This window comes from Halobacteriovorax marinus SJ (assembly GCF_000210915.2).
Taxonomy (GTDB): domain Bacteria; phylum Bdellovibrionota; class Bacteriovoracia; order Bacteriovoracales; family Bacteriovoracaceae; genus Halobacteriovorax; species Halobacteriovorax marinus.
In genome coordinates this window covers 2,637,361-2,658,376 of sequence record NC_016620.1, presented here as the reverse complement: position 1 = coordinate 2,658,376, position 21,016 = coordinate 2,637,361, and the positions used below count along the sequence as shown (strand labels likewise).

The window sequence follows — 21,016 nt, the reverse complement described above, 5'->3', positions numbered from 1 at the left end:
AGTAGCAACTTTTGTGTTGCTACAAAATTTCAATAAGTTAAAGGATTTAATTTATTTTTGTCTAAAATAATTTTCCAAGGATAGGAAAAAATGAAGCATGAAATTAAGAATTGGCTAAGAAGTAAAAAAGCCGTCATAGGAATTGGAGCCACGGCATTGTTGATTACAACAGGTGTGTTCCAGCATAAGTTAAATGTTAAAATTTCTAATATTTCATATTTAAAGAGTAATCTCGCAACATGCTTTTCAAGAGTTAATCAAAGTTACACGGCCAAAGTCATTGGCGATGCAAACTCAATGTATTTAGAAACTGGATTTATGAAGACAACAGAAGAGTGTCTTTCAGAAGTAAATACATTCTCACAAGAAGTCTTTGCTAGTAGTGCGGTTAAGCTTGGACAGGCTTTGAATGCACTGATTTCAGATATTCATTGGTTTCATGAAAGAGTAGAGGAGAGCTCTAGTTCATTCTCAGATAAGGATGCAGAAGTCATCTTAAGTAATCTTTCTGACAGATTTGAAAAGCTTGAAATGAAATATGACAATGTTGATGGAGAGCTAATCAGTAAAGAGGGAAGTATATCTCTTTCAAAAAGTAATCTGACTATTTTCTTAATTACACTCTGTTTTATTGCTCCTCTTCTTCTACTTTGGGATTTTGCTCAAAGGAGAACGCTTGAGCAAAGAAATAAGTATGCTGAAGATGAAGCTAGAAAGAGAATGGAAAGTACAGAGGCCATTGCTCACAATGAAGTTGCAACTATTATTAAGGATGCACTAGAACAAAATAAGTTAGTTTACTGCTCAAAGTTATTTACTCAATATCATACTCTAAGTGCACTTAATCCATTGAAGGAAGACTCTACTCGAATTCAAGCGATGGTTACACCTGAGAATTTAACTGAGCAAGCGATAGATGATATCTGGAATCAATCAGAATCAGATGACTCTCTTGTTCTTAGTGCAGAAGGGGAGACAAGAGTTGAGGAAGAATCATATAGCGGTGCTGTCGCTCAAATTGATAAGAGCTTAACTAAAGTAGTTAACCATCTAAGTAATAAATTACTTGCTGAAGGTGTCATTATTGATCTTGATATCGCTGAAGACTTAACTGTAAGAGGTGAGGATGAGGCGCTTGAGCAAGTTGTTTATAATGTTATTATGAATGCTGTTAAAAATTGTCAGCAAAATGATGAGACTGGAAGAGTATCTATATCGGCCAAGAGAGTAGGAACTAGTGTTATTATTAATCTAACAGATTCTGGATTAGGATTTAGTAAAGACTTTCTAAGTGCAGTAAATGGACTTGCTGATTTAGATGAGCATATGCCACTTTCTCTTCAAATTTCAAGAGAGTTACTAGAAGATGCTGGTGGGGATATCTCATTTGAAAATACTTATAGAGCAGGTGAAGTTTGTGGATCAAAAGTTCAAATTGTGATGAGATCTGCAGAGGCCCAAAGCAAGAGAGTTGCGAGTGTTCAATCGGGAACTAAGAAAGAAATTCTCGAAGCAATGAAGCAACAAACGATCTAAAAAAATCTTTTCTTATAGGCCTTGTACTTTCTCTTCGGAAGCAAGGCCTTACATAAATCTATATAATTCTCTTCTTCAATTTCTTTTTCACAAAGTATCTCATTTATTGATAAGTACTTCTTGGAGTTCTTTTCAAAGTGAAAGTCAAAGAAGAGGTCTCCAAACATATAGCCAATTATCTTTGCAATCTTATAAACCTTATCTAGAGATAGTCCCTTTATAGTTTTATTTATATCAATCTCAATATGATCATACTCTATAAGCTCAAGGCAGAGCTTATAGTAGTGAGTATCTTTATTTTCTTTCATGCGTGATTTTTCAAAAATATCAGCATAGAGATCACACTTTCTATAAGGGTTAATTATTTTAGAACAGAAGTAGGCGTAACAAAATTGATAGACTAAGAAGGTGAATCTCTTTTCTTGAGAGTTTGAAGAAAGTGTCGCGACAGTCTGAAGCTTATCTAGCTTTCTCTTTAGATGCCAAATATGAACTCCTCCTAGATAGGAGAGTCTATTAATAGAATAGTTTGAGCAGTAGTAATCATTTGTATTTGGAACCTTAAAACTTCGACCCTTTATGACGAGATTTTTAAAGTATTTTGAGACCGACTTTGACTTTATGGCCTCGGCCTTCTTTAAAATAAAACTCATCTTTTGATGATCGTGTAAGTTAAAGTCTTCGATATATGAGCTAGGTATTTTAAAGTTAAGGGCCCCCAGCATTTTCTCTGTCAAAAAAAGAAAAGTGTCGTTGGCATTTTCTGTAAAGGACTTAAGCCCTGACTCCATCATATATTGATGAATATCAAAATCGGGGTCTTCGAGTAAGTTTTCATACCAGTAGATCATACTTTCATACTTAACCCATGGAGCAGAAGATTGAATTGAGAATTCGTTCTCATCAAACTCAATGACTTGAGTCTTCTTTCTCCCCATTTGGGTGTCCTCTAACTTCCAATAGACCTTGTCTAGGTTTTGGTGAACGATAGTCTGAGTAAACTTCTCTTTTGAGCGAGTGAGAACCTGCTTAGGGAGTTTACTAGGAGTGATATGGTACTCACCAAAGAGAACAAGAAGTTTATCCTTAGGATGATCCTTCATATATTGGACTAGAATTTTAGCTGCTCTCTTGTCTCTAGCTGAGAGAGAACCTATAGAGTTAAGTGCGAGTATTCTATGGCCACTCTCGCGCGCCAGTTCAAAGAAGACTTTATATTGTGCCCATGGAAAGCGCCATGATTCGTAATAGTTGATATTCTCTAGAAATTCAATTTCGGTAATATTATTAGCGAGGTAATTATCTATATGCTTTTGGTGTTCGATATGGACGAACTCAACCCCAAGTGTGAGGGGAAGCTTTGACTTAGATAGAGGTCGCATGATTCTTTGGAAGTTTCTAGAGCTCTGATCAAAAGAGTGGAAGTCACCGAGGTAGATGACCTTGGACTTCTTTAAAGATTTGACCAAGTTTTGAAAGCTCGAGATAAGGAAGTCTCTATTAGAATATCTATTCTGACTTCTCTGATAAGAGATCAGCTCTGGGGATAGGTTTCCCTCTAAGGCGTGGGCCTTATTCTTCATATAATTATAAATATTCTTTCTTACTTTTTGTATATTCGTCTTCATAACTAAAGCTCTTAGTTCATTATAAACGAAAACGAAGTCTTGAAAAGATTAAGAATTTATATTTGTAGTTAAGATTGAGAGAATTCTCTTTGAACACTTCGACTTAACTTCCTCAAGGGCATCCTTGAGACTAGAGTGATTTGATAGAATATCGTCAATATCTGTTGCACTTGGAACCTTGAGATTTTGAAGGATCGTAGATATTTTCATTTCTAAAGCATTTGAAAGAATGAACTTTATAAAATGAACTAAGTTATTCGAAGTATAGAGTTGAATAATAACTTGATCACCACTTAATAGTTCAACATAGTGATTATCTCCCTCAAGACCAATTTCAACATTAGTCAGTGGAAGGTGAATATCACTTGGGTTTCTTAGTGGCATTCTCACAAAGATATCAGAATTCTTTGGGTAAACACTTTGAGAAGAAGAATTTACAAGTTGCTCAATAATAACAGGATTCTTGAAAATCTCTGTTGGAGTATGGTCTAGCTTTTCTAGAGACGAGCTTAGAGATAGCTTATAGTGAGAAAGCATTCCAAGAGTGTGCCATGGGTACTTCTTCTCAATTGAGTCTAGAAGCTCTGAAGATTTAGAGAACTCTTGACTCAGCTCTGTTGGGTGAGAGTTTAAAATCTCTTGAGAGTTCATATTAAAGACTTTGAATGCGTCTATTATATGACTTGGAATTTGATTATTCTCAAGGAAGAACTTTGGAATTAACAGAGACCTAAGCTTCGCTTTTACTTTTGTATCTCCTCCATTTAGGAAGAGTTGAATAATCTGCTTTCCAAGTTGAGTATTAAAATACTCTCTAAAAACATTGAGGTTTATTTCATTTCTCTTAGGAATTAGACCGAAGTATTGGAAGTAGGCCATCCCATACTCTTCTAGCTTCGCTTGATATACGTCAGAGCTAGTGAGTTCAAGAGTAATATTCTTTTGATTAGTGTAATTTACAATAAGGAGTAATGGGAATCTCTCTTCATGTCTAAGAGAGATGCCTAAGAGATCAGAAGTTAATCTGCTCTTCTTCTGTCCATGGGCATCGTGGTTAAAACTCTCTATTTGAAAAAATGAATCAAAAGGAACGCATGACTTTGTTAAGTTTTTAAAGAAACTTGGGTGCGTAATATTTGACGAGTCTTTACTTGTTGAACTTAGAAGTAAACCGTCTAGAATTGCATCTTGATGAAAGTCAAAAGAGAGATTCTCAAGAGGTTCCGCTTGGTATACAGGCGTTGAATGAGCTTGCTTTGAATCCATGAAGCCTTGGAATTCATCGACCATAAGCTCAAACTTATTGAATATTTCTAAATTTCCACTCCATCTAAAGCTTAAGCATGCTTCTTTTTCTGAGCTTGCAATTGGTGTGATGAAAGCTGGTTTTGAAAATTGAACTCTCTTCTTAAATACATAGAGAAAGCTTGCAATTTCTCCACGACCACCTAGTTGGTCGAGGTTGAAGAGGGCCTCTAATTTTACATCTTTTAAAAATTGTTCAACCTTGTCACTGTGAGAAGGAACGAAGAATTTTTGATTACTAAATACGAAGAGGTAACCATCTTTATTTAAATTCTTAAGCTCATTTGAGACCTGACCCATAAGAAAGTGATGTGGGTTCTTCTTTGGTAACTCAGTGAGGTTTAAAACAACTCGGTCGTAAGATTGGTGAGAAGTTTTGATATCCTCTCCCGAGAAGATAGACATTTGTCCAACTTCATTGGAGAGTGATTTATTATGTCTCTCATTCATAACCTTACAAATAAGTCCTAGTAGGTCGTGCCCTTGATAGGTTGCGAGATCAACTAGGAAGGTAAGAAATTGTATCTCTTGGCAAATTTGTGTGAACTTACCTTGATAGAATTCATCCCCAATAAATTCTGGGCAAATCACTTCATCCCAGTTTTGGATAACATTATTCTCTTGGGCCATCCAGTGAGATAGGCTTAGAGAGGAGAGGTTATTTCCTGAAAACTTAGTTGTTAGAGCGCTTAGCTTTTCTGTACTCTTAGCACTTAAAAGTCCATGGAAACCATTTGTTCTTGAGTCCTTTGAGTTCTTAAGCCACTTAGGAAAGTGAACTAAGAGCTTGTTGACGAAGAGTCCAAAAGACTTGTGAGAGTATGAGTGAGAATATTCCAACTTACTTAGGTCGTATGTTGAGAGTTTAATCATCTCAGTAGTCGATATTAGAGATAGACAAGACTTTATCTCTGAGATGCTCTCGCTGACAAAGTGTGATGGTCTATACCAGCTAAATTGATGTATTTTAAATGATTCACATTTAAGCTCAGAGCTTGAGCCTGTCTTAAAAATTCTACTTAGAATAGAGTTTGGATTGTGAAGATCAATTTTATCAAAACTTATATCCATTCTCTTAGCAAGAACTAAGAGAAATCTTGCTTTATAAAGGTAAACTGTAACAGTTCTAAAGCAGTAGAGGTCAATAAATTCATCTACAACTTCATCGTATTGATTTGAGTTCGCAATATATTGAGAAAATTTAGTAGGACTATTGAGTGGGTAGTTCTCAATTCCTTTTACATCTAAATAAATAGCGAATTCGTTATAAATGATTTTATGTTGAGTAATATTTCTATTGATAATCTCTTTGAACTGAGATTTTGCATCAATAAGGAGTTGCTTGTGAGCACGTTTGACCACAAAGCCTGGTTTAGAGAAGAGACCCTCACCATTCCAACCTGGAACTAAAAAGTTCTGAGGCTTAAACGGATAGTTCTTTGCACTAGCTTCTTCAGGAAACTCAAGAGCTAGACTCTCTTGTAGAGAAGCTTCTAGCTCCTCAGAAAGAAGTCCATTCTGTGATGATGTTGAATTGAGCCAAGACTGGGCCTTGAAAAATTTATTGCTCAATTTGAACACCGTAAATATCTTTTATTGCGTAGTGCATTCTTATTCTATCTCTATACTTAAGTGGGTAGGGCTTTTTACTATATTGGGGGTCAAAAGTCATTCACAATCCCTTTTTATCTTTTGTGAGTAATAGTGGATTACTTATGTAGGGTATTGTTATTATTGATTTTTTTCAAAATATTAAAGTTTCTTACATCTGAGGTCGATGAGTCTATGTAAATTATTGTTACGCAAAAAATGGCTAGAAATTGTAGGAGAAAAGCATGGAAGATACAAAACTAGACGAGGCAATTGAGGAAACGGCAGAGCAGAGTTTTAATGACTCAGAGCTCGAAGATATTATGAGTGAAATTGAGAGTCTTGAAAAAGAGTTTGTAGAAGATGGTGAGAGAACTCCAGAAGAGTTGGCCATTGTAAGTGCTAAGAAAACTGACCTACAAAGTGCTATTGATGAAGAAGTGGAATCTATAGCTCAGGAGATGTCGCCAGAGGAAACGATGGAGCAGACTCAGGAGATTGTGGCCGAAGCTTCGAATGAAATTGAAGATGACTTTGTTAGTGAGTCAGAGGTTGTGGACAATGTTGTCTCTCTTCCAACTGCGGAAAAGCCAGCAACGACTTCAACAGGAGCTGCCATGGGCTTCGCTGGTGAAGGAACTATGAACTTCAATTTAAACTTTAAGATTGGTGAAGAGAGTGCGACGCTCAAAGTCGATGGAGACAAAGGTCTCTCGGTTGAAATGGGTGGAGTCACGATAGCGATAACTGAAGAAAGCGGTTGCACTGTTACAATGGACGGTGGAGTGAATTTTAATATTCCTTTGACCACAACTTCAAATGCCGCTACAAAGAAGGCTGCGTAACCTTCACAAATGGCCATAAGAAATGTCGATTAAAATATTAGGGGGGCTCGTCAAAGGACAGGCCCTTTTAGTTCCTAAGGGTGACCTTATTCGCCCGACCTCTGTAATGCTCAGGAGAAAAATTTTTGATGCTAGGCAAGACCTAAGTGGTTTTCACTTTGTCGATCTCTGTGCAGGTAGTGGTGCCATGGGACTTGAGGCACTTTCTAGGGGAGCAAGTTCTCTTAAATTAATTGAGCCCAATGCAAAAGTCTTTGCGTTAACTAAGAAGAATTTGTCTTCTATTTTAAAATTCTCGAAAGATCTTGGAACGGGGGAGTTAATTAGGTCTGATGCATTTAAGTTTTTGCAGAGCTTTTTAATTTCCTATAAGAACTTTGATCAAGAGACTCAGGAATCAACTATACTCTTTTTAGATCCTCCCTATGAACTCCATCAAGTTTATTTTGATTGCTTAGAGTTAATTTTAAGCTCGGGTTACTGTGGGGAAGTTTGGATAGAATCTGATCAGCAAAAAGGGGTAAAGCTCAGTGAGCTGGAAAAGATGTTTCCTGATTCTAAAGTCTATCGCCAGGGAACAAGTTTTATTCTCATGGTTCGCTAGGCAATTTTACTTTCCTAAGTTAAAATAACACAAAGCAAGTCTTAAGCCTTGGAGCAGAAATGAAGAAGAAAGCTGTCTATGCTGGAACATTTGATCCTTTTACAAATGGACATGATGATATTTTAAAAAGAGCTTTGAATCTCTTTGATGAAGTCACTGTTTTAGTTGCCGTTTCTCCTAGTAAAACACCTCTCTTCTCTGCAGAGCAAAGAGTGAAGATGCTCGAGGAACATTTTAAAGATGATACTCAGGTTAGAGTTGATTCTTGGAGTGGACTGCTTGTTGATTACGCCAAGAAAAATAATATTAATACGATTATTAGAGGACTGAGACCTACTGGAGATTTTGAGGTTGAGTTTCAAATGGCGTCTATGAATAATAAACTTTATCCAGAAATTGAAACAGTCTTTCTCATGACTGAGGGACAGAATTATTATATTTCATCATCGCTCATTAAAGAGATATATAAGCACGATGGTGATGTGAGTGAATTCGTTCCAGCGGTAATAAATAAGTGGCTAGTGAAGGCCTGAGGTTTGAATGAAAATAAGTAAAAGAGTAAATGGAATTTCTGAAAGTATTACCCTTAAGTTAAATTCTCTAGCCGTGAGTATGGAGAGTGAAGGGAAGAAGGTTTGGAACTTAACGGCGGGACAATTGCCGTTTAGACCAGCGGTTGAGTTTACAGAGAGCTTAAGAAATGAATTAGTTTTCTTAAATAGTTTTCAGTACTCACCAGTACCGGGGTTAAAAGAATTACGCGAAAAGGTTATGGACTACTTTAATGAGTCTAGAGCTGTTGATGCGTCCGAAACTCATGACGTTATTGTTTCAAATGGGGGAAAGCATTCTCTTTCAAATATTTTTGCTTCAATTTTAGATCCGAATGATGAAGTCATCGTACTTGCTCCATTTTGGCTATCGTATCCAGAGATCATAAATTTATATGAAGGTAAGACTCAGATTGTTTCATCTTCCATCTATAATGATTTTCAACCGAGTCTGGATGATATTAAATCAAAAATAAATAAGAAGACAAAAGCGATTATTATCAATAGTCCAAATAATCCTTCAGGTATTCACTACTCGCAAGAGTGGATGCAGGGCTTTGCTGAGCTTATGAAGGAATACCCTGACTTACTGATTATTAGTGATGAAATTTATTTTGAACTAAGCTACTTTGATCCAAAACCAACATACTTCTACCAAATAGATAAGTCTCTTCTAGAGAGAACTATTATTGTCGATGGTGTTTCAAAGAATATGGCCTTAACTGGTTTAAGAATTGGATTCACAATTGGTCCAAAGAAATTAATCTCTGCCATGTCTAGGTTACAAGGCCAAACTGCTTCGGGAGCAAATAGCCTTACTCAAAAGGCCTTAGTTGGTTTCAATTTCAATTTAATTCCAACTTATCTAGAGCCAATTAAATCTCACTTAAGAGAAAATGCTCGAGTCGTTCAAGATAAGCTTAGAGAGAATCAACTCTCTCAGTGTTGGTATCAAACGAAGTCAGCTTTCTATTTCCTGATAGATTTCTCAAATACGCCAATTATTGATCAGTTCAGAAAGAATGATGAAGACTTAACTGATTATTCTGCTCAGATATGTGAGAAGCTTCTTACTGAAACTGGCGTTGCCATTGTTCCTGGTGAAGCTTTTGGTGCACCTAATACTGCAAGGTTATCTCTTGTAAGTACTAAGGAGCTATTCACTGAAGCCTTTGAAAAGATTATTAAGTTTGTAAAACAGAGCTAAGTTAGAGTTTTTTTCTCTCTACCACCTATTGTCTCCTTTGGGAGATAATAGGGGAAGCTTGGACAAGTGTGTCCACGGAGAATACTCATGCTTAGATTTTTACTTATTTTAGCTCTTTGCGCTCAATTTGCTTCTTGTGGAAAAAAAGAAGAAAAAGTTGATAATGCAATTCTTAGAGCGAATTTGGCCCTGACGAGAGGGGACTGTGATAGTGCAATCTCAATTTTAGAGTTAGAAGGTTATCAAGCTAAGAACGCGGACTATATTAAAACTCTCTCTTCGGCTTATGCGTGTAAGGCAGGGTACAAGACAACTGTTCTCTTTGGAACAGACCTACCAAAAGTATCAGATCCAGATATGATTTTAAGAGACATGAGTACGTTTACAACAAGTACAATGGACTCTTTAGATAATTCTGCATATCTCTTCTTGCAAAGAGGATTAGAGAATCTTCTCTATGCGGGAGGAATTTCAACAGCTGTTAATCCTACCTCTGCAGATAGAAGTGCAATCTTTGGCTCTAAAGGGATGGATTTGAATTCGTTTGCATTCTATCTCTCACTTGCTCAACTTGGTAACTTTTCTTTTTACTTTGGTAACGCCTCTTTTGTAACAGGTATCAAAGGAGCTGGAAATGATACGAGCACGAATCCTTGTTATCTCGACTACAATGCTAATGTGAACGCTTTCCTAGATACGCTAGGGGATACTGGCAATTGCGTAAATGGATCAGATGAAGGGCATCCCGACTTAGTTGATGGAGTTGATCTTGTGAATGTTGAGAATGCCTGTAAGGGAATCACACTCTTTAATAATTTCGTAGATACATTAGATAGTTTTATTGGAACATTTACGGGAGATGATTTTTCAGAGTTTGCAAATATTTCTACCGCGGTAGAAGTGGCCAAGCTTGGAATCACTGTCGTTAAACCAACTTTTGATACGCGCATTTTTGATACAACATCACAACAGAGATGTGAAAATCTCTTTGCTGGAAACGATGAAGATATCATGTACTTTTACGCCGCAGTATTTGAAACACTTCATAGGTAGTATTTTTTGAATAAGATTTTCTTCTTAATCACATTCATTATTTCTTCCACAGCTTTAGGGCAGGAAGTTGTGCATATGGGAAGAAGTTCTAAGGCACTACTGCTAGGGGACGCCTATACAGCTAGGGCGGATGATGAATATACTCTATTCTATAATCCAGCTGCTCTTGGCAGAAATAGTGGAGTAGAGATCTCTCCACTAAATCCTCAAATAGGTGTGACAAATGCTCTTGATGAAGTGGATCGCTTTAAAGACTTTCCAAGTAGTGATGCCGCAGCTATATCTGATCGACTCCTAGGTTTTCCTGTCTTTGTACAAGCAGGGGCATACCCCGGTCTAAAAATGGCGAGCTTTGGCTTTAATCTCTTTGCTCGAACTAGGACGAGTCTCTTACTTGAGAATACAGTTCATCCTCTTTTAGATATTGATTATAGAGTTGATAGAGGTTTTGTAGCGGGCTTTGCCTATAACTTTGGAAAGAGCTCAAAATCAAAACAAAGACTGAGAAGCTCAATAGGTATTTCTCTCAAGCACATCCAGAGAGAGGGACTTGCTGGGCAATTTGATTTATTTGGAACAGAGCTCTTAAGTAAGATTCAAAATGACGTCGAAGATATTGATGATATTCGAAATGCCCTAGGGTGGTCGAAAGGAAAAGCTTGGGGAGTAGATCTTGGATTTGAGCAATCACTTAGAACTAGTTTTAGTGAGCTTTCATGGGGAGCTAGTATTTTAGATGTTGGTGGGACTAAGTTTAGAAAAGTTTCTGGTGATGTCGATATACCTGAGCAAGAAATGTATATAAATGCAGGTGTGAATTGGAAGCAGAACTTTGGAATTATTGCTTACTCTCTATCTGCTGATCTTCATCCTATCAATGTCTATATGCCGTTTTCTAGAAAAATTCACTTAGGACTAGAGGTAGACCTTCCTTTTGTATCTCTACTTGGAGGATTCTCTGAGGGGTATCTGAGTTATGGGCTTGAGTTGAGGCTATGGCCATTTAAGTTTATTGCAGGGTTCTATAGTAATGAGTTAGGTGTCGAATTTAAGGAATTTGAGGCCAAAAGAGCAGTATTTCAGCTAAATCTCTTTGATATCGATATAGATATCTAATTTATTTTGCAACTTTCAAGTCTTTTATCTACAATTATAGAGAATGAAAATAATCAAGGATGATACTATTTCATTTTCATATCTAACGAATCAATTTTTACACACACATACTTATATAACTAAGAGGGTTTTTAACACTCTTTGTGGAGGTTTCTTTTGAAAAAGACTTTTGTCCTAGACACTAATGTTATCCTATTTGATCCAACTGCAATTTTTCAATTTGCAGACAATAATGTCTTTATCCCGCTAGTAGTTGTTGAAGAAGTAGACAGATTTAAAAAAGATCAAAATGAGAATGGTCGAAACGCGAGACACTTCTCAAGATTAGTAGATGACTTAAGAAAGCAAGGCTCTCTAACTAAAGGGGTTTCCCTAGATAATGGTGGTCAATTAATCATTACCGTCGATAAGAAAGTTAAAGATAAGTACGATAAAGTTATTGATCTAAAAGTGAATGACAACCTCATCCTCTCTTCGGCGCTAGCGCTTAAGGAAGAAGGTGAAGATGTTATCCTCATTACAAAAGATATTAACCTAAGGTTAAAAGCAGATATTTTAGGAGTTGATGCTGAGGACTACGGTAAGAAGAATATTTCATTAGATGAGATTTACCATGGTCATAGAGTTTTAGAGGTTGATGCTTCTGAGCTATCTGAGTTTGAAAAGAATCGTCACCTTCCTTTTGAAGATGCTGATGAACAAGAGATTTATCCAAATGAATATCTCATTCTTCAAGAAAAGGGGAATGAGAGAAAGCGCGCTCTAGGAAGATATTCTCTCTCTAAGAAGGGGATTGTTCCTCTTATCCCAATGAGAGAAGGTATTTGGGGAATTTATCCAAAGAATATGGAGCAACAATTTGCTCTAGATGCACTATTAAATGATGATGTTAAATTGGTTACTCTAGTAGGTAAGGCCGGAACGGGAAAGACCCTTTTAGCAATTGCCGCTGGCCTTGAAATGACTATTAATCAAGAGAAGTACTCAAGGCTACTCGTATCGAGACCAGTACAACCAATGGGAAAAGATCTTGGTTTCCTACCTGGTGATGTAAATGAAAAGCTTGCACCATGGATGCAGCCAATTTTTGATAATATGGACTTTCTCTTTAATCAGCACAAGGGTGGTAACTCTTCTTATGATGATCTTATTGAGCATGGATTATTACACGTTGAGCCTCTAACATATATTAGAGGTCGTTCAATTCCTGGACAGTACTTAATAGTTGATGAGGCACAAAACCTTTCACCTCATGAAGTAAAAACAATTATTACAAGAGCAGGTGAGGGAACAAAAATCATCTTAACTGGTGACCCTCAGCAGATTGATAGTCCATACCTAGATGAAATCAACAATGGGCTTTCTTACTGTGTTGAGAGATTAAAAGTTGAAGATATTGTCGCTCACACGACGTTAAAAGTTGGTGAGAGATCAGCGCTTTCTGAGGTTGCAAGTAAGCTTCTATAGGGCGTTATGACAGAGGCAAAATTTAAACGAAAACATTTACGTTCACCCTTAAAAACAATCGCTCTCTATCAGAGCGATTGTTATGTTTTTAGGGCAAAGTGTTTGAATATTTCTGAAGGGGGAGTTCTCCTTGAAAACTTGCCAAGTGTTCCCGAAATAAATGCAATTCCTCTAATGTTGTGTCTACCTCAATTTCCTGAGTTTCACTCTGTGAGTGCAGCGAGATTAAATGAGATTGAAGTGGATGACTTAGAGGGAAGAATTATTAGAGTAAAGGCCAGAACTGTAAGGCAATTTGAAGGCCTTAGTGAAATTGATCAAATCTTTGTGACGAGAATCGGCTGCGAATTTGTTTTGGCCAGTGATGAAGCAAAAGCGGCCATAAAGAGTTATGTTTCAAATTTTGCTAAGAATACAATCTTCTTATTAAACCTCTTCGAGTCCCATGCTAATGATGAATCTCGAATAAAGCTGCTTAGACATGTTGCAAAACTCTTGGGCTACGATCAAGATCAAAAGCTTGCAATCCTTAGGCAGAAGGTCTTACACGACTATCAGTCTCTCGAATCTCTTTAAATTATTCCCTTTGTAATTTAATTTCTTTTTTATATTAATTTTTTATTAATTTTCTATTTTATCGTTATTCTTTCTTTAATTTTTCTTGAATTACGAATAGACTTTATGAGTTGAAAAAATATTCACTTTTTAAATTCTTAAATAACTAGGATTGTTTTATATTTTAGAGTCGTTTGACTATTTAATTCACCAGAGTTGAGTTCGTTTCTCGTGTTCTCAGCCTCACTCATTAGATCGTGAAAGCTAAGGGCCTTCAGGTAATTGAGAAGGGAAGTTTCCTCACTTGTTTCAAGTTTCTTATCCTTCCAGTTCTTTAGAGAGACTATTTTATTATTTACTGCTGTCATTCAATTCTCATGTTTTAGTGTTTTTTTGTGTTTCACATATTTTGTGAAACCCTTTATGACAGATCGAAATCGTAAAAACAACGAGAACGCACAGCGATTATATAATTTACACAACTTTTGTGAAAACTCTGTAATTATAGAGAGTTAAGTGCTTTTTGATCCTTTTTCTTCTTGATAAAGAAGATAACGACCCCAATAAGTGCGATGGAAAAGAGAATGATATTTCCTTTTTTCACGTACTCGATAACTGTCTCACCATAATTATAATAGAGAGCAAAGAAGCTTACGCACGAAATAGTACAAGCGATAAGATCACTAATTGCAAATTTCCACGCATTCATCTTTCCAAGCCCAGCAGTTAGAAAGAGAGCGTTTCTCACGCCGAAGGGAATAAAGCGACCAATGAGAAGAGTCATAATTCCGTACTTATTGTAGAAGTTATTAACTTTCTCTATTTTCTCAGGGGAGGCTATAGAGGCAAAGAATTTGAGTTTAAATATTTTATTACCAAGAAATCTACCCATAAAGCCGTAGCAAATGAGATCACTAACATAGGCGCCTAGAAAAACAGCAGCAAAGAGTTGGTAAGTATACTCTGGATTCTTTGAAGCAATAAGAGCAGAGACAAAGAGCATAATATCTTCTGAGACTGGAAGATTAAAACCAGCAAGGAAGAGCAGTCCAAAAATTAAGTATGGAGCAATGGCCACGTTGGCCTGTATATACTCAAGAATCATTTCCATTTTTATTGCCTTGAATTAAAGAGGGCCACCCTATAAAGAGTGGCCCCATATAAAAAATAATTTTTAAATTATTCTTATAACTTGTTGAAGTACTCTTGAGATCCTGTTGGATCTGGCTTCATAGTATCTGCACCGTTATTCCAACCAGCTGGACAAACTTCTCCGTGCTTAGCTGTATATTGGTAACCGTCTACTAGACGAGCGATTTCTTCAACGTTTCTACCAACAGATAGGTTGTTGATTGAACAGTGTTGTACAACATTGTTATCATCAATAACGAATGTTCCACGGAATGCAACAGCGTCATCCATTAATACACCGTAGCTTCTAGCTACTTCTTTAGTTAAGTCAGAAAGAAGTGGGTAAGCAATTTCTCCAAGTCCACCCTTGTTTCTTGGTTGTTGAGTCCAAGCAAGGTGAGAGAATTCAGAATCAACTGAACAACCAATAACTTCACAGTTAAGGTCTTTGAACATTTGAATCTTGTCAGAGAATGCAGTGATTTCTGTAGGACAAACAAATGTGAAATCTAGTGGGTAGAAGAAAAGAACTTTCCACTTACCTTTGAAGTCTGAAAGTGCGATTTCTTTGATCTCACCGTTTACAACAGCTTGACCTTTGAATTCTGGTGCTTCTTTACCAACAAGTGAAGTTGGATAAACAGTTTCTGTAGTCATGAAAGTCTCCTTATATTTATGTAAAAATATTTGCTAAGACTTTAAGCTCTTGGGGAGGCAAATTCAAGACTTAGCGGATAAAAGTCACCAAGTAGTGCAGTGTGTTTGAGAGGAGGTGAGATCAAAGGGGAGTCAATGGAGTCTTTTGTTCAACTAAAGTATTGAAATAATTGAAAATAAATGTTGTTTTTAGTTGTGACATTATTCGTGAAAGTTTAGTCTTTTGATTAAAGTATTTCTTGAAACGGTACGACAAGTACTAAAGAATACGATCATTTACTTAATCAAACAGAGGGTAGAGAACCATGAGTAATCCCAAAATGCACATTCCAAATCCAATTGTTATCGAACAAACGGCGCGTGGGGAAAGACAATACGATATTTATTCAAGACTATTATTAGATAGAATTGTTTTCTTAGGAACGCAGGTGAATGATACTGTGGCCAATTTAATTATGGCCCAAATGTTATTTTTAGAAACTGACGATCCAGATGCACCAATTCACTTTTATATTAATAGTCCAGGTGGATCTGTATATGCTGGTCTTGGGATTTACGATGTAATGCAATACATCTCTTGTCCTGTTCATACTTATTGTGTAGGTCTTGCTGCTTCAATGGGGTCACTACTTCTGACTGCTGGAGCCGAGGGACATAGATACTCTATGCCGCACTCTAGAATTATGATTCACCAACCACTTGGTGGAGCTCAAGGACAATGTTCTGATATTCAAATTCAAGCAAAAGAAATTCAAGATTTAAAAGACCAGTTAAATGGTATTTATATTAAGCACTCAGCTAAAGAGATGAGTATGGATAAGATTGTTGCAGCAACGGATAGAGATAACTACCTCTCTCCAACTGAAGCAATTGAGCTTGGAATTATTGATCACATTATTGAGAAAAAGAAATAGATAAAGGACCACCCTTATGACGAAGAAAAATGGTAGCTACAATAGCACTCTAGAATGTAACTTTTGTGGAAAGTCGCAAAAGGAAGTTAAGAAATTAATTGCAGGTCCTGGAACCTATATTTGTGATGAGTGTATTGAGCTTTGTAACGATATTATTTATGAGGACTCAGTAAAGTCTACGAGTAAGGCCTCTTTAGATAATGTTCCAAAGCCTCATGAAATTAAATTACACCTTGATAACTATGTTATTGGGCAAGATAGAGCAAAGAAGATTATCTCTGTTGCGGTTCATAATCACTACAAGAGAATTTCTCACGGTAGTGTAAACAAAGGTCGCAAAGACGAAGTTGAATTAGCGAAGTCGAATATTCTTCTTGCAGGTCCAACTGGTTCAGGTAAGACGTTAATCGCTCAGTCTTTAGCAAAGTATTTAAATGTACCTTTCGCTATTGCAGATGCAACTTCTTTAACAGAAGCTGGATATGTAGGTGAGGACGTTGAGAATATTATTCTTAATTTACTACAATCATGCGATTACGATGTTGAGAGAGCTCAGCGCGGAATTGTCTATATTGATGAGATTGATAAAATTGCTAGAAAGAGTGAGAACCCTTCGATTACGAGAGATGTTTCGGGTGAAGGTGTTCAGCAAGCACTTCTAAAATTAGTTGAAGGAACTGTTGCGGCGGTACCTCCTAAGGGTGGAAGAAAGCATCCTCAGCAAGAGTTTATTCAAGTTGATACAAAGAATATTCTCTTCATTGTTGCTGGTGCATTTGTTGGTCTTGATAAAATTATCGAAAAGAGATTAACAAAGCGTCCAATGGGGCTTGTAACAAAAGAAGAAAAAGTAGAGCAATCTGTAGTTGAAAAACTCGGTGGAATTGAAGCGGAAGATTTATCTAAGTTTGGACTTATTCCTGAATTTATCGGACGTCTTCCTGTAAATGCTCTTTTACAAGAACTAGATGAAGAGGCGTTAGTTAAAATTTTAACTGAGCCTAAGAATGCAATTACTAAACAATACGAAAAACTTTTTGAGTACGACGGAATTGAAGTTGAGTTCGAAGAGGAAGCGCTGAAAGAAGTTGCGGCAACTGCTCTTAGAAAGAAGACTGGTGCGAGAGGACTTAGAGCAATTCTAGAGCAAACAATGTTAGATGTTATGTATGAAGTACCTTCTAACGATAAGATTTGTAAGATTGTTGTAACAAAAGAATCTATTCTTGGTACAGAGTCACCTAAAACTATCGAGGGAGAGAGAACTCCAAGAGGTGGTGGAGGAAGCACTCTAAAAGCTAAGAGTGATATAGAGTCTGCATCTTAAATATTTAGATAAATAAATAGTATTAAAGGCCGCATTTTATGTGGCCTTTTTTATTTTAGGGCCACTTAGAACCAGTGATTGAAGCTTATCTAACATTTAGTCACTTCTTTAAAAATGTGATCATTTTTTTTTCAATTAACATTTTCTGACATTTATTTATTGCAACTAGTTTTCAGTACTTTAGAGGGAAAAAAGCCTCTAGAGAGGCAATATCACTGGGTATAAAATTTTTTTAGAGGAAAAGGATGCCTTAACTTTTTTTTTGACCCAGATTTGATTTTACGAGACAATTTATACAAGACATATTTTAAGCGACATGAGGTCACAAATATGTTTTCCCAACCAATACCAGTAGTGCAGGAGGTACTATGTCAGACAACAAGTCTGTTGATTCAAAGAGATTTCCTCTTCTTCCACTAAGAGACGTTATTATTTTTCCACACATGGTGGTACCTCTCTTCGTAGGTAGAGAAAAGTCGATTGCGGCGCTAGAGGAAGCGGCAAAGAACAACAATGAATTATTCCTTGTAACACAGAAAGACGCCAACGTTCTCAATCCTGAGAGGGGAGATGTCTACGATGTGGGAACAGTTGTAAACATTATTCAAATGCTCAGATTACCTGACAATACTGTAAAGGTATTAATCGAAGGTAAGTATAGAGCAAATATCAATGAATTTGTTGCAAAGCCTGAAGGTTATTGGGCAGAAGTTACAAAGTCACAATCTGAGGTTGTAGACGTTGTAAATCTTGAAGCAACAATGAGAAGTATCAAAAGCACTTTTGAACAATACGTAAAATTAAATAAGAGAATTCCACCTGAACTACTTATGAGTATCTCTTCTATCACTGATCCATCAAGATTAGCTGATATTATTGTTGCTCACTTAAGTATGAAGATCCCTGAGAAGCAAGAAATTCTAGAAGCAGTAAATGTTGAAGATAGACTTCACCTTTTACTTGAGAAAATGCAAGGGGAGATTGAGGTTATTAACGTTGAGAGAAGAATCAAAACTCGCGTTAAGCAGCAAATGGAAAAATCTCAGAAAGAATATTATTTGAATGAGCAAATGAATGCTATTCAAAAAGAGCTTGGGCAAAAAGATGATGGTAAGTCTGACATCAATGAGATGGAAGAGAAGCTAGCTAAAAAGAAAATGCCTGAAGAAGCTCGTGAAAAAACTTTAAAAGAAATCAAGAAATTAAAGTCAATGTCTCCAATGTCAGCTGAAGCTGCTGTTGTGAGAAACTACATCGATTGGATGACTAATCTTCCATGGGATGAGTATACGACTGACGATAACGATATTAAGAAGGCTTGGGAAATCCTAGATAGCCACCACTATGGAATGAAAGATGTTAAAGAGAGAATTGTAGAATATCTTTCTGTTAGATCTTTAGTTAAAGACGAAGGTAAAGGAACGATTCTTTGTCTTGCTGGTCCTCCAGGTGTAGGGAAGACTTCGATTGCAAAGTCACTAGCTGAATCACTTGATAGAAATTTTGTAAGAATTTCTCTAGGTGGAGTTAGAGATGAGTCTGAGATAAGAGGACATAGAAGAACATATGTTGGGGCAATGCCTGGTAAAATTATTTCTGCTCTTAAGAAAGCGGGAACAAGTAATCCAGTTATTCTTTTAGATGAGATCGATAAAATGAGCTCTGATATGAGAGGTGACCCAGCTGCTGCAATGTTAGAAGTTCTAGATCCAGAACAGAATAAGAACTTTGCTGATCATTACATTGAGTGTGAGTATGATCTTTCACAAGTAATGTTTGTTATGACGGCGAATGATCTTGGAAGAATCCCAGGTCCTCTTAGAGATAGAATGGAAATCATCAATGTCTCTGGGTATACACCACAGGAAAAACTTCAAATTGGTAAGAGATACTTACTAAAGAAAGCAATTAAGAATAATGGTCTTGATAATTATGATGTGGCAATGAGTGATAACTCTGTACTAGAAGTAGTTAGAGGTTATACAAAAGAAGCTGGTGTTAGAGAGTTCCAAAGACTACTTAACACTGTTTGTAGAAAAATTGCTACTGAAGTTGTTGCAAAAGATCACAAAGAAGGTAAGAAGTTTAGCGTAACTCCTAAGCAACTTACTAAGTACTTAGGTCCAAAGAGATTTGATAGAACAGCTGTAGAAGTTGAGCCTCAAGTAGGACTTGTAAATGGACTGGCCTGGACTTCTGTTGGTGGTGAATTACTTCATATTGAAGTTGTTACTGTACCAGGAAAGGGGCAAGTTAAGATTACAGGTAAGCTTGGCGAAGTGATGCAAGAGTCTGCTTCAGCGGCCCTAAGCTACGTAAGATCAATTAGTGCTCAGTTAGGAATTGATGCTAGCTGGTATGATAAGAATGATATTCACGTACATGTTCCAGAAGGAGCAACACCAAAAGATGGTCCAAGTGCTGGTATTACAATGGTAACAGCTCTTACATCTGCGATCACAGGAATTCCTGTTAAGCAAAATGTTGCAATGACTGGTGAAGTAACAATTAGAGGGCGAGTTCTTCCAATTGGTGGATTAAAAGAAAAGCTATTAGCTGCTAAGCAATCAGGAATTGAAACGGTAATCATTCCAATAAAGAATGAGAAAGACCTTCCAGAGATTCCATCAGAAGTAAAAAGCGGTTTAACAATTATTCCTTGCTACCAAGTGGATAATGTTCTTAAGAATGCGCTTGAACTTCAGAATCCTGAGCAGTTCATGCAACATGTAGCTCCTCAACTAAAAGTTATCGATTCAGATGCTGGTGGTTTAGAAGTTGCAAATTAATAAAATTTAATCAGCTTAAAAAGTGGTATTTTTTTGCTTGATGGTATTGGGGTGAAAAGGGAGAACTAAGTTCTCCCTTTTCTTTTTTCTTAGACATTAAAATCTTTCCATGACTTTAATTCATTTTGCACTTAATCTCTTGTGTAGATAAGGGAGGAGTTTATGAAATTTTTGCACTCAATGATAAGAGTTCTAGATCTTGAGAAGTCACTCGATTTCTATGTTAATAAATTAGGCTTAAAAGAAATTAGAAGGAATGATTACCCACAGGGAGAGTTTACTCTTGTTTACTTGGCCACTGAAAAAGGTGAGCCGGAAGTAGAGCTTACTCACAATTGGGGTGAGACTGAGAGCTATAGCAGTGGTAGAAACTTTGGTCACCTTGCTTTTAGAGTAGATAATATCAATGAAAAATGTCTAGAGCTTATGAATGCTGGCGTGACAATACTGAGACCGCCTAGAGATGGCTATATGGCCTTTATAAAGTGTCCTGATGGTATCTCTATTGAGTTACTACAAGCAGGTGAGCCAATGGCGCCAGTTGAACCTTTTGCATCTATGGAGAATACGGGGAGCTGGTAAAACTTAAAAAATAATAAAAAAGAAATTGACAATAATGGTGCAGATATATATTCTAGCCCACGAATCAAATCAAACAGATCTGGGCGTGTAGCTCAGTGGGAGAGCGCTGCCCTTACAAGGCAGATGTCGCAGGTTCAATCCCTGCCACGCCCACCAGAT

The 21,016-nt window shown here is 36.8% G+C and carries 18 protein-coding genes and 1 tRNA gene; 14 read left to right on the top strand and 5 right to left on the bottom strand.

Translation table 11 applies throughout. The features are described 5' to 3' along the window. The first annotated feature begins 90 nt into the window (after positions 1–90). A complete protein-coding gene (locus tag BMS_RS12645; protein WP_014245212.1) occupies positions 91–1,536 on the top strand; it encodes an ATP-binding protein in 1,446 nt (481 codons plus the stop codon). On the opposite strand, the gene BMS_RS12640 is transcribed toward BMS_RS12645, so the two are convergent. Both BMS_RS12640 and BMS_RS12635 read right to left on the bottom strand, forming a co-directional pair. Then, the gene (locus BMS_RS12640) at positions 1,533–3,164 is read right to left on the bottom strand and encodes a ChaN family lipoprotein (protein ID WP_014245211.1); all 1,632 of its coding nucleotides are present in this window, start codon (positions 3,162–3,164) and stop codon (positions 1,533–1,535) included. The genes BMS_RS12645 and BMS_RS12640 overlap by 4 nt on opposite strands. A gap of 48 nt (positions 3,165–3,212) precedes the next feature. Further along, positions 3,213–6,041 (bottom strand): hypothetical protein, encoded by a 2,829-nt coding sequence (locus BMS_RS12635; protein ID WP_044557597.1) that lies wholly within the window; start codon positions 6,039–6,041, stop codon positions 3,213–3,215. 263 nt (positions 6,042–6,304) lie between these two features. On the opposite strand from BMS_RS12635, the gene BMS_RS12630 reads away from it, so the two are divergent. The 8 genes from BMS_RS12630 (at position 6,305) to BMS_RS12595 (ending at position 13,478) form a co-directional block, all read left to right on the top strand. Then, positions 6,305–6,904: a hypothetical protein gene (locus BMS_RS12630; RefSeq protein WP_014245209.1), complete on the top strand. Its 600-nt coding sequence runs from the start codon at positions 6,305–6,307 to the stop codon at positions 6,902–6,904. Between the two features lie 22 nt (positions 6,905–6,926). Beyond that, the gene (locus BMS_RS12625; RefSeq protein WP_014245208.1) at positions 6,927–7,508 is read left to right on the top strand and encodes an RsmD family RNA methyltransferase; all 582 of its coding nucleotides are present in this window, start codon (positions 6,927–6,929) and stop codon (positions 7,506–7,508) included. 59 nt (positions 7,509–7,567) lie between these two features. After that, on the top strand, positions 7,568–8,041 hold the full coding sequence (coaD, locus tag BMS_RS12620) for a pantetheine-phosphate adenylyltransferase (RefSeq protein ID WP_014245207.1): 474 nt from the start codon (positions 7,568–7,570) through the stop codon (positions 8,039–8,041). Positions 8,042–8,048: 7 nt separating this feature from the next. Further along, positions 8,049–9,266 (top strand): pyridoxal phosphate-dependent aminotransferase, encoded by a 1,218-nt coding sequence (locus BMS_RS12615; RefSeq protein ID WP_014245206.1) that lies wholly within the window; start codon positions 8,049–8,051, stop codon positions 9,264–9,266. A gap of 87 nt (positions 9,267–9,353) precedes the next feature. After that, entirely contained in the window at positions 9,354–10,319 is a 966-nt protein-coding gene (locus BMS_RS12610; protein ID WP_044557596.1) for a hypothetical protein, read from the top strand. Positions 10,320–10,325: 6 nt separating this feature from the next. Next, a complete protein-coding gene (locus BMS_RS12605) occupies positions 10,326–11,435 on the top strand; it encodes a hypothetical protein (RefSeq protein ID WP_014245204.1) in 1,110 nt (369 codons plus the stop codon). Positions 11,436–11,591: 156 nt separating this feature from the next. After that, positions 11,592–12,902 (top strand): PhoH family protein, encoded by a 1,311-nt coding sequence (locus tag BMS_RS12600; protein ID WP_044557595.1) that lies wholly within the window; start codon positions 11,592–11,594, stop codon positions 12,900–12,902. Positions 12,903–13,004: 102 nt separating this feature from the next. Then, complete coding sequence (locus BMS_RS12595; protein WP_407635797.1) at positions 13,005–13,478, top strand: hypothetical protein; 474 nt, start codon at positions 13,005–13,007, stop codon at positions 13,476–13,478. 137 nt (positions 13,479–13,615) lie between these two features. On the opposite strand, the gene BMS_RS12590 is transcribed toward BMS_RS12595, so the two are convergent. The 3 genes from BMS_RS12590 to BMS_RS12580 form a co-directional block, all read right to left on the bottom strand. Then, positions 13,616–13,825 carry a hypothetical protein gene (locus BMS_RS12590; protein WP_014245201.1) on the bottom strand — a complete coding sequence of 70 codons (210 nt, stop codon included), beginning with the start codon at positions 13,823–13,825 and terminating at the stop codon, positions 13,616–13,618. 134 nt (positions 13,826–13,959) lie between these two features. Beyond that, entirely contained in the window at positions 13,960–14,568 is a 609-nt protein-coding gene (locus BMS_RS12585) for a DedA family protein (protein WP_014245200.1), read from the bottom strand. Between the two features lie 74 nt (positions 14,569–14,642). Beyond that, positions 14,643–15,245: a peroxiredoxin gene (locus BMS_RS12580; RefSeq protein WP_014245199.1), complete on the bottom strand. Its 603-nt coding sequence runs from the start codon at positions 15,243–15,245 to the stop codon at positions 14,643–14,645. A 305-nt stretch (positions 15,246–15,550) separates the two neighbouring features. Here BMS_RS12580 and BMS_RS12575 point away from each other — a divergent pair, with 305 nt between their 5' ends. The 5 genes from BMS_RS12575 (at position 15,551) to BMS_RS12555 (ending at position 21,013) form a co-directional block, all read left to right on the top strand. Further along, entirely contained in the window at positions 15,551–16,159 is a 609-nt protein-coding gene (locus BMS_RS12575) for an ATP-dependent Clp protease proteolytic subunit (RefSeq protein ID WP_014245198.1), read from the top strand. Between the two features lie 16 nt (positions 16,160–16,175). Next, positions 16,176–17,486, top strand: a complete 1,311-nt coding sequence (clpX, locus tag BMS_RS12570) for an ATP-dependent Clp protease ATP-binding subunit ClpX (RefSeq protein ID WP_014245197.1) — start codon at positions 16,176–16,178, stop codon at positions 17,484–17,486. A gap of 368 nt (positions 17,487–17,854) precedes the next feature. Beyond that, positions 17,855–20,275 (top strand): endopeptidase La, encoded by a 2,421-nt coding sequence (lon, locus tag BMS_RS12565; protein ID WP_014245196.1) that lies wholly within the window; start codon positions 17,855–17,857, stop codon positions 20,273–20,275. A 162-nt stretch (positions 20,276–20,437) separates the two neighbouring features. Further along, positions 20,438–20,857, top strand: a complete 420-nt coding sequence (locus BMS_RS12560) for a VOC family protein (RefSeq protein ID WP_014245195.1) — start codon at positions 20,438–20,440, stop codon at positions 20,855–20,857. An 81-nt stretch (positions 20,858–20,938) separates the two neighbouring features. Further along, positions 20,939–21,013, top strand: a tRNA-Val gene (locus BMS_RS12555). The last annotated feature ends 3 nt before the right edge of the window (positions 21,014–21,016 follow it).

Coding starts and splice junctions, on each gene's coding strand:
- BMS_RS12580 (WP_014245199.1), bottom strand. CDS start 15,245: ATGACTACAGAAACTGTTTATCCAACTTCACTTGTTGGTAAAGAAGCA.
- BMS_RS12610 (WP_044557596.1), top strand. CDS start 9,354: ATGCTTAGATTTTTACTTATTTTAGCTCTTTGCGCTCAATTTGCTTCT.
- BMS_RS12560 (WP_014245195.1), top strand. CDS start 20,438: ATGAAATTTTTGCACTCAATGATAAGAGTTCTAGATCTTGAGAAGTCA.
- coaD (WP_014245207.1), top strand. CDS start 7,568: ATGAAGAAGAAAGCTGTCTATGCTGGAACATTTGATCCTTTTACAAAT.
- BMS_RS12575 (WP_014245198.1), top strand. CDS start 15,551: ATGAGTAATCCCAAAATGCACATTCCAAATCCAATTGTTATCGAACAA.
- BMS_RS12640 (WP_014245211.1), bottom strand. CDS start 3,164: ATGAAGACGAATATACAAAAAGTAAGAAAGAATATTTATAATTATATG.
- BMS_RS12645 (WP_014245212.1), top strand. CDS start 91: ATGAAGCATGAAATTAAGAATTGGCTAAGAAGTAAAAAAGCCGTCATA.
- lon (WP_014245196.1), top strand. CDS start 17,855: ATGTCAGACAACAAGTCTGTTGATTCAAAGAGATTTCCTCTTCTTCCA.
- BMS_RS12630 (WP_014245209.1), top strand. CDS start 6,305: ATGGAAGATACAAAACTAGACGAGGCAATTGAGGAAACGGCAGAGCAG.
- clpX (WP_014245197.1), top strand. CDS start 16,176: ATGACGAAGAAAAATGGTAGCTACAATAGCACTCTAGAATGTAACTTT.
- BMS_RS12615 (WP_014245206.1), top strand. CDS start 8,049: ATGAAAATAAGTAAAAGAGTAAATGGAATTTCTGAAAGTATTACCCTT.
- BMS_RS12585 (WP_014245200.1), bottom strand. CDS start 14,568: ATGGAAATGATTCTTGAGTATATACAGGCCAACGTGGCCATTGCTCCA.
- BMS_RS12590 (WP_014245201.1), bottom strand. CDS start 13,825: ATGACAGCAGTAAATAATAAAATAGTCTCTCTAAAGAACTGGAAGGAT.
- BMS_RS12625 (WP_014245208.1), top strand. CDS start 6,927: ATGTCGATTAAAATATTAGGGGGGCTCGTCAAAGGACAGGCCCTTTTA.